The 349-nt window shown below is 41.0% G+C and carries 1 tRNA gene; it reads left to right on the top strand.

Annotated elements, in window-relative coordinates:
- The first annotated feature begins 58 nt into the window (after window positions 1-58).
- Window positions 59-134, top strand: a tRNA-Ala gene (locus OH458_RS22030).
- The last annotated feature ends 215 nt before the right edge of the window (window positions 135-349 follow it).

The following is a 349-nucleotide window of genomic DNA, read 5'->3' as shown; positions in this document are numbered from 1 at the left end:
GAGTCCACTCAGACCCACCAATTTCCTTGAAGTTGGCATACAGTATCGACACCTTGATGGGGCTATAGCTCAGCTGGGAGAGCGCCTGCCTTGCACGCAGGAGGTCTGCGGTTCGATCCCGCATAGCTCCACCATCTTTAAATGTTCTTCTTTCTTTAAATAGAAGGCAGAGTCTTTAAAAATGGTTTCATTAAGAAATCTAGCTCTTTAACAATTTGGAAAGCTGACAAAACAATCTTTAAGATTGTTTGTAAAGTTCTCAATGTTTGTCTTTATGACAAACACCAATACAACACATTCAAGTGTTCTTGGAATTTGAGTCCGGCAAAATCGTGTCTGCACATGTATA

It is taken from the genome of Vibrio sp. MarTm2, assembly GCF_027587055.1.
GTDB lineage: Bacteria > Pseudomonadota > Gammaproteobacteria > Enterobacterales > Vibrionaceae > Vibrio > Vibrio sinaloensis_D.
Note: the sequence above shows the minus strand (reverse complement) of the source record. Positions and strands in the feature narration are given on the sequence as shown.